Annotated in this window: 10 protein-coding genes; 3 read left to right on the forward strand and 7 right to left on the reverse strand. The window is 59.8% G+C overall.

Annotated features, from left to right (window positions below; all coding sequences use genetic code 11):
- Nucleotides 1-526 precede the first annotated feature (526 nt).
- The 3 genes from K6T12_RS21065 to K6T12_RS21075 all read right to left on the reverse strand — a co-directional run bounded on the left by K6T12_RS21065 (nucleotide 527) and on the right by K6T12_RS21075 (nucleotide 1,797).
- The gene (locus K6T12_RS21065; RefSeq protein WP_222224944.1) at nucleotides 527-910 is read right to left on the reverse strand and encodes a phage holin family protein; all 384 of its coding nucleotides are present in this window, start codon (nucleotides 908-910) and stop codon (nucleotides 527-529) included.
- Nucleotides 911-929: 19 nt separating this feature from the next.
- Nucleotides 930-1,340: a hypothetical protein gene (locus K6T12_RS21070; protein WP_222224945.1), complete on the reverse strand. Its 411-nt coding sequence runs from the start codon at nucleotides 1,338-1,340 to the stop codon at nucleotides 930-932.
- Between the two features lie 76 nt (nucleotides 1,341-1,416).
- A complete protein-coding gene (locus tag K6T12_RS21075; RefSeq protein WP_222224946.1) occupies nucleotides 1,417-1,797 on the reverse strand; it encodes a thiol-disulfide oxidoreductase DCC family protein in 381 nt (126 codons plus the stop codon).
- A 134-nt stretch (nucleotides 1,798-1,931) separates the two neighbouring features.
- On the opposite strand from K6T12_RS21075, the gene K6T12_RS21080 reads away from it, so the two are divergent.
- Nucleotides 1,932-2,255: a hypothetical protein gene (locus K6T12_RS21080; RefSeq protein WP_222224947.1), complete on the forward strand. Its 324-nt coding sequence runs from the start codon at nucleotides 1,932-1,934 to the stop codon at nucleotides 2,253-2,255.
- 11 nt (nucleotides 2,256-2,266) lie between these two features.
- Here the strand turns inward: K6T12_RS21080 and K6T12_RS21085 are convergent, their stop codons facing one another.
- The 4 genes from K6T12_RS21085 to chrA all read right to left on the reverse strand — a co-directional run bounded on the left by K6T12_RS21085 (nucleotide 2,267) and on the right by chrA (nucleotide 5,177).
- Nucleotides 2,267-3,202, reverse strand: a complete 936-nt coding sequence (locus K6T12_RS21085) for a fructosamine kinase family protein (protein ID WP_222224948.1) — start codon at nucleotides 3,200-3,202, stop codon at nucleotides 2,267-2,269.
- Nucleotides 3,203-3,496 (reverse strand): hypothetical protein, encoded by a 294-nt coding sequence (locus K6T12_RS21090; protein ID WP_222224949.1) that lies wholly within the window; start codon nucleotides 3,494-3,496, stop codon nucleotides 3,203-3,205.
- A 92-nt stretch (nucleotides 3,497-3,588) separates the two neighbouring features.
- Complete coding sequence (locus tag K6T12_RS21930) at nucleotides 3,589-3,942, reverse strand: VF530 family protein (RefSeq protein WP_222224950.1); 354 nt, start codon at nucleotides 3,940-3,942, stop codon at nucleotides 3,589-3,591.
- Between the two features lie 86 nt (nucleotides 3,943-4,028).
- On the reverse strand, nucleotides 4,029-5,177 hold the full coding sequence (gene chrA, locus K6T12_RS21100; RefSeq protein WP_222224951.1) for a chromate efflux transporter: 1,149 nt from the start codon (nucleotides 5,175-5,177) through the stop codon (nucleotides 4,029-4,031).
- A gap of 380 nt (nucleotides 5,178-5,557) precedes the next feature.
- Between chrA and speD the strand changes: the two genes are divergently transcribed.
- Nucleotides 5,558-6,373 carry an adenosylmethionine decarboxylase gene (gene speD / locus K6T12_RS21105; protein ID WP_222224952.1) on the forward strand — a complete coding sequence of 272 codons (816 nt, stop codon included), beginning with the start codon at nucleotides 5,558-5,560 and terminating at the stop codon, nucleotides 6,371-6,373.
- Nucleotides 6,374-6,493: 120 nt separating this feature from the next.
- The coding region (locus K6T12_RS21110; RefSeq protein ID WP_222224953.1) for a transposase domain-containing protein at nucleotides 6,494-6,746 on the forward strand (253 nt) is incomplete at its 3' end.

The following is a 6,746-nucleotide window of genomic DNA, read 5'->3' on the forward strand; positions in this document are numbered from 1 at the left end:
CCACTTTCGTGTTGCCGACAAGGCGAGAGCGGCGTTATCCCCGGGCATTAAAGAGCTGCCCATGCCGCTACCCCGTGAGAAAGAAAAATGCCAGTCAGTTGGCTTAACTGACTGGCATTACCCAGTCGGGCGCCTTTTTTATTATCTGGGCTGGCAGAAGTAGGGTAGGCACATTTTTGTGCCCATGGTGCCTACGCGACAACCCACTTGCCAAATGCTCCGACTTCCAACAAAGCTTGGTAGGGTGGGCACGTCGTCTGTGCCCACGTTTGGCGAAAAAACGCCGCGTTGGCACAAAAAGCGTGCCCCCCTACAAGGCTATTGTAGGGCGCCACCTGGGGCGCCAGCAGAGTCAAACCGGGGTGATGGGTTATGTCATTTGGAAAGAACGCCTGCCGGCGTTTGGTCGGCTGAAGCCAACCCTACAAGGGTACTTTAGTGCGTCTCCGCCATAGAGGGGGAGCCACGCGGGCTCTTGGTAGGCTGAACCTATCCGGCCGGAGCCAACCCGACAATAAACAAAAAATCAGCGCCGGTGGCGTTCGATCACTACAACCTCGACTGAACCGCGTGGGCCGATGTACCAGGAGGCCAGCGCGCCGATCAGGCTGACGATCAGAGAGCCGAGTACCGCATCCCAGAAGTCGACCACCGTGAAGCCCGGCACGAAGAACGCCGCCAATGCCAGCATCGCGGCATTGATCACCAGCAGGAACAATCCCAGTGTCAGCAACGTGAACGGCAAGGTCAGGATGATCAGCAGCGGCCGTACCAGGGCGTTGATGAAGCCCAGCACCAGCGATGCCAGCAGCAGCGACAGCACACCGCTGATCTCTATGCCGTCGACCAGCCACTGGGCCAGCAGCAACCCCAGCGCGGTGATCGCCAGACGAGCCCAGAATCCCGGCATTATGTGCTCCCCGAAAAGTTCAGCGTTTTTCCGGCAGGTAGATTTCGAAGTGCGGCAGGTTGGCGCTGTCGGCGCCGTCCAGCAACTGGTCGCCATCCCAGCGGACCCGGTGGGTGACCACCCCTTCGGCATACATCCGGTCGGCCAGCCCTTTGACATAACCGCCGAACCAGCACCAGCGTAGCGGGTCGTCCAGGGAATAGCCTTGCGGCAGGATATCCAGCGCCATGCTGGGTTTCTCGTTATGTTCGCTGTCCGGCCAATGATGGCTGGACTGGCCTTCGGCGAAGGCCTGCTCCTGCTGCGCTTCGTTGCGGTAACCGCACTGGATATCGCAGGCGATCTCCCGTCCCACGGCGTTGAAAATCAGCTGCAGGTCATGGTGGCAGGTCTGCAGCGCCTGCTGGCTCTGTTGATCGTACTGAGGCATCGAAGCTTCCCTCCAGGCGGCCGGCGCAAAGCCGTTGTCTGATCCTCAGGATAGTTCAGGATGCCGGCGCCGGCCCTCAGCCGGGCCAGCGGCCGCTGGTTTGTAGCCGGCGCCGTACCGACCAGTGATAGAGCCGTGCCAGCAGCGGTCTGATCAGCGGTAGGCCGATCAGCCAGGCCAGTGGTGCCAGGCGCGGCACCTGTCGCATCAGCAGGATATAGGCGTCCAGTTCGGACAGGATCCGGCCGTCGCTAGCACGCACATGCAGCTCCTTCAGCGCCCTGGCCGGGTCGATGCCCAGTTCGCGCAATTGCGCCTCATGGCCGGTGATATCGAACCAGCAGACCCGCTCGCCCGCCTTGCCGGCCAGCTTTTCATACTGCTGCCGGTCTCGGACGCAACGGGGGCAGGCGCCGTCGTAATAAACGGTGATCTTGTTGTTTTCGGATATGGCCATCGATGACTCACAGTAGAACCTTGGCAGCTGTTTGCAGTATAGGCGGCCCGCCGGCGGGCGAATTTGCCAGTGCTGGCGCCGCTGTGGTGATTCTGGTACATCTAGACTCATTCGCTTGATAAAGGACCATAACGATGCCGATGGATAACAACCGCCTGCTGATGGAACTGGACAAGTTCCGCCGCGAGATCAACCGCGAGGTGATCAACCCCCAGCTGCCCGAGCTGAGCATCGAGGACCTCAAGCCGATGCTGAAAATGGTGGCCCATGCCCGCGCGGAGTATGTCCACGAGCTGTTGGAGGTCGCCAAACGGGCCGAGGAGGGGGTGCCGACCCCGGAGCAGATCCGTCAGCTCAAGAGCTGCCGGGAAACCTACGAGGAGCTGGTCAGCGCCGCCAATGCGCTGGAAGCGGTGATCCAGCGCGACTACCTGGATGTACGCTCCACCAAGGGCTGAAGTCCTCCGGTTCAGCTGAACCGCTGCAGAATCAACTTCACTTCCGCCAGGTAGCTGCGGCCGAACAGGTTCAGGTGGTTGAGCCAGTGATAGAGGTTGTACAGGTCGATCCGTTGCTCGAAGCCGGGTTCGATCGCATTGACCGACTGGTAGCCTCGATAGAACTCCTGCTGAAATCCCCCGAACATCCGGGTCATTGCCAGGTCCGCTTCCGGCCAGCCCCAGTAGCAGGCCGGGTCGATCAGCCAGGGGCGATTGTCACGATCGATCATGAAATTGCCGGACCAGAGATCGCCATGCAGTAAGGCCGCCGGCTGATCCGGTATCCATTGCGGTAAACGGCCACAGATCTGTTCCAGCCGGACATAGTCCGGCTGACTTAATAATCCCGCCTGCCGCGCCTTAATGCCCTGGTAAAGCAGTCTCTGTTCAGCAAAAAAAGAATGGCCGTCCGCTGTTTTCCGGTTCGGCTGGCGACTGCTGCCACAGTAAGTGTCGTGCTCGAAGCCGAAGCAGGACATCTCGGTCTGGTGCAGCGTCGCCAGTTGCTGGCCGAGTCGGTATTGGCCATCTGCGGAACCGCTGCCGGGCTCGATCCAGCTCAGTACCAAATGATGTTCGCCGACCGCCAGCACGGCCGGTGTGGCCATGCCGCCCTGAGCAAGCGCCTGCAAGCCGGCGGCTTCGGCTTCGAAAAACGCCGTGGGCGGTTTATCGTGGGTTTTCAGGAACAGGCTGCGACCGTCTGCTAAACCAAGCCGGTAGCTCTGGCCGATACAGCCACCGCCGACCGCCTGCAGACTGGCGACGGCGCTACCCAGCTGTTGTTCGAGCTGTTGCTGGAGTGATAGCTGGATGGCGTTTGGCATGGTGGTGTCGCTGCTCAATCTGGCATAGCAGCCAGCATAGCCGATCAGCGGGCGGGCTTCCCGTGTCGCGACCGGCATTCAGTGCAGTAGCTCCGATAGCCGCTTTTTCAACCGGTCGAGCGACTGCTGCCAGTCGGCCTGGCTTTCGGCCGTCAGGTTGTCGCCTCCCCGGTCGGAGCTTGTCGATGCCGTTGCCTGCCGTCGACGCTGGGCTTCCTCTCTGGCTTCCTGTTTCCGTTGCCTGCGCTGCTCGGCTTCGTTGGAACGACGAACATAGGCCGCATATTGTGCGGCGCTCAGGTCGGTGATCGTTCCTGGGGTCGAGCTGCGTCGGTGGCAGGACTGATGGCGGACCCTTGCGGAACTGCACATCGCCTGCGCCTCGCTGAGCTGATGCCTTAAAGCATAGAATGCGCCGGCGGATGGGCCCGGTTGGTCGGATGGGTCAGGATTACCTAGTCGAATTAGCTGTCGTGATCTTTATTGGCAGGCTCTGACGATGTCTTACCCCAGATCTGCTGCTGCAGGACTGCCGGCTGGCGGGGACGTTTGCTGGTAGATGCCGTTTTGCGGTTCGGCACGGCGGCACCGATATGCTGCAGGTAGAGCCGTTCGACCTTGTCGCGTGCCCAGGGGGTGCGGCGCAGGAACTTCAGGCTGGACTTGATACTCGGATTGCTCTTGAAGCAGTTGATGTCAATCTGTTCGGCCAGGGCCTGCCAGCCAAGTTCGTTGACCAGTTGTTCCAGCAGGTCGGCCAGTTTAACGCCGTGCAGCGGGTTGTTGTCTTGCGGGTTGTTTTTTTGAGAGTCAGGCATAGCGGCTCCGATAATGAGGCCGCCATGCTAACAACCCTGCCAGATACCCTGCAAGTAAACGCTTACCTGCTCAGTGTTGACAGGGGCTAATGCAGTAACAGGCCGGCTGCCGAGAATCCGGCTACCAGTACCAGAATAGGTGCTTTCAGCACCCGCAGGACAAACAGGCCGGCCGCCAGCAGCGCGATATCCCGCGGCCCGGTTACGGCGCTGACAAACACCGGTTGATAGAGCGCTGATAGCAGCAAACCGACCACCGCGGCGTTGATCCCCCAGACGGCGCCAGCCACCAGTGGGCGTCGTGCAATCTCCTGCCAGGCGCCATGCAGCGCCAGCACCAGCAGGAAACCGGGCAGGAAAATGGCCGCGGTGGCCAGCAACGCGCCGCTCAACGGGCTAGCCGGTTGCAGCTCGGCGCCGAGAAAGGTCGCCAGTGTGAACATCGGCCCCGGCACCGCCTGGGCGGCGGCATAGCCGAGCAGGAAGCGATCGGGGCTGATCTGGTCCCCGACACTGCCCTGCAGCAGCGGCAGCACCACATGGCCGCCGCCAAACACCAGGCTGCCGGCCTGGTAGAAGTCGGCCAGTAGCTGCAGCGCCGGCGTCCAGCCTCTGGCCAGCGGCAGGCCGATCAGCAGCAGGACAAATAGCAGCAGCGGCAGTGGCCGGATCCGGCTGGCCGTTTGTAGTTCAGCTCGGCTACCCTGTTGGCCAAACAGCACACCGGTCAGCGCGGCGCCGGCCAGTACCGCCAGCTGGCTCAAGAGGTCGGGCAACACCAGCAGGGTGGCGGCGGTGGCCACCGCAATGCCGGCGCTCAGGCGGGTTTGGCAGAAATTCTTGTACATCGTGGCACTCGCGTCGGCCACGACCACCACCGCCAGCAGCTTGAGCCCGGCGATCAGGCCGAGCAGATGCGGGTCGTCGGCGAAGCTGGCGCTGAAGGTGGCGGCCAGGTACATCAACAGGAACGAGGGCAGGGTAAAGCCGACAAAGGCGGCCATGCCGCCGGCCAGGCCGGCCCGGTTCAACCCCAATGCGAAGCCGACCTGGCTGGAACCGGGGCCGGGCAGGAACTGGCTCAGGGCGATCAGCCGGGCATAGGCGGCCTCATCGATCCATTTCAGCTTGTCGACGAAACGGTTATGGAAATAGCCGATGTGGGCGGCTGGACCGCCGAAGCTGACGCAGCCCAACAGCAGGAACTTCAGGAAGATATCGAGCAGAGGTTTCATTCGCCAGGCCTGGCCTTCTGGTAGTACTTGTTGTTGACCGGAACAGTATCCCATCATCAGGTTAAGCAATCATGACTTGGTGGCAATAAGCTTTGCAATTCATTGGCTTATAGAGCGCCTTCCGGGTGAGGCGGAACGCTCCGGCTGTATGCTTTGCGGGAGGGTGCCGGCGGGCGTCCCAGCAGTCTTGATAAGAGTGGCTGACGGTTGACCGGAATAAGCAGCAAAGGAGGGTGGAAAAAGTGCAGAATTTGCGATGGTTTTGATTTGTCTTTTGCCGGTTCTGCCCTACAATTCGCCCACTGATTCCATGGCTGTATTTTCGTCGCGGCCGCCCCCGGATATGCTCGTCCGGGCAACGAAACTGGAGAGAAACGAAGTTGGCATCGACCGGTAAGATCAAACTGCAGGGCTTCAACAATCTGACCAAGAGTCTGAGCTTCTGTATCTATGACGTCTGCTACGCGAAAACACCGGAGCAGAAAGCTGAGTACATCGAGTATATCGACGAGATGTACAACGCTGACCGTTTGACTGAAATCCTGAGTGAAGTCTGCGACATCATCGGTGCCAATATCCTGAATATTGCCCGCCAGGATTATGAGCCTCAAGGCGCCAGCGTGACTATCCTGGTTTCCGAGGAACCGATCGAAGGGGAAACCGTCGTCGATCAGAGCGAGGAACCGGGTCCGCTGCTGCCGGACGCCGTGGTGGCGCACCTGGACAAGAGCCATATCTGCGTGCATACCTATCCGGAAAGCCATCCGGATAACGGTATCTGCACCTTCCGGGCCGATATCGAAGTATCCACCTGCGGTGTGATCTCGCCGCTGAAGGCGCTGAACTATCTGATCCACAAGCTGGAATCCGATATCGTCACCGTCGACTACCGGGTGCGTGGCTTTACCCGCGACGTACAGGGTGTGAAGCACTATATCGATCACGATATCAACTCGATCCAGAACTTTATCAGCGAAGATATCCACGATCAGTACCAGATGGTCGACGTCAACGTTTATCAGGAGAACATCTTCCACACCAAGATGATGCTCAACGACTACGACCTGAACCAGTACCTGTTCGGCACCACCAAGTCCGACCTGACCGACGACGAGGTGAAGGAGATCTCCGAACGGCTGTTTCGCGAGATGAACGAGATCTTCTACGGCCGCAACATGCCGGATATGAACAAGTAAGCTCGGTTTTCTGGATATAAAAAACGCGGCCCGGCCGTAATGCCGATCAGTTAAGCTCTTTAACTTGCTGATCAGGCAAGAGAAAATCCGGAATCCATGTTAAGGGTTCCGGATTTTTTTATGCATTTCAGTCAGGCAGTGGATGTCATCTCTCGCGTTTCTCCCGACCAATTCGCTTCGTTGTCTGAAGTGCTCTCCCCGGAGTTGATCGAGCAGTGCCTCCATGAGTCCGGCACTGTCACCTTGCGCGAACGCCGCCTGCCGCTGGAAATGATGGTCTGGAGCGTGGTGGGTATGGCGCTGTTCCGGCACCTGCCGATGAGTCAGATCGTCAACCAGCTGGATATCATGCTGCCGGGCAATCGGCCGTTCG

The organism is Marinobacterium arenosum (genome assembly GCF_019795155.1).
GTDB lineage: Bacteria > Pseudomonadota > Gammaproteobacteria > Pseudomonadales > Balneatricaceae > Marinobacterium_C > Marinobacterium_C arenosum.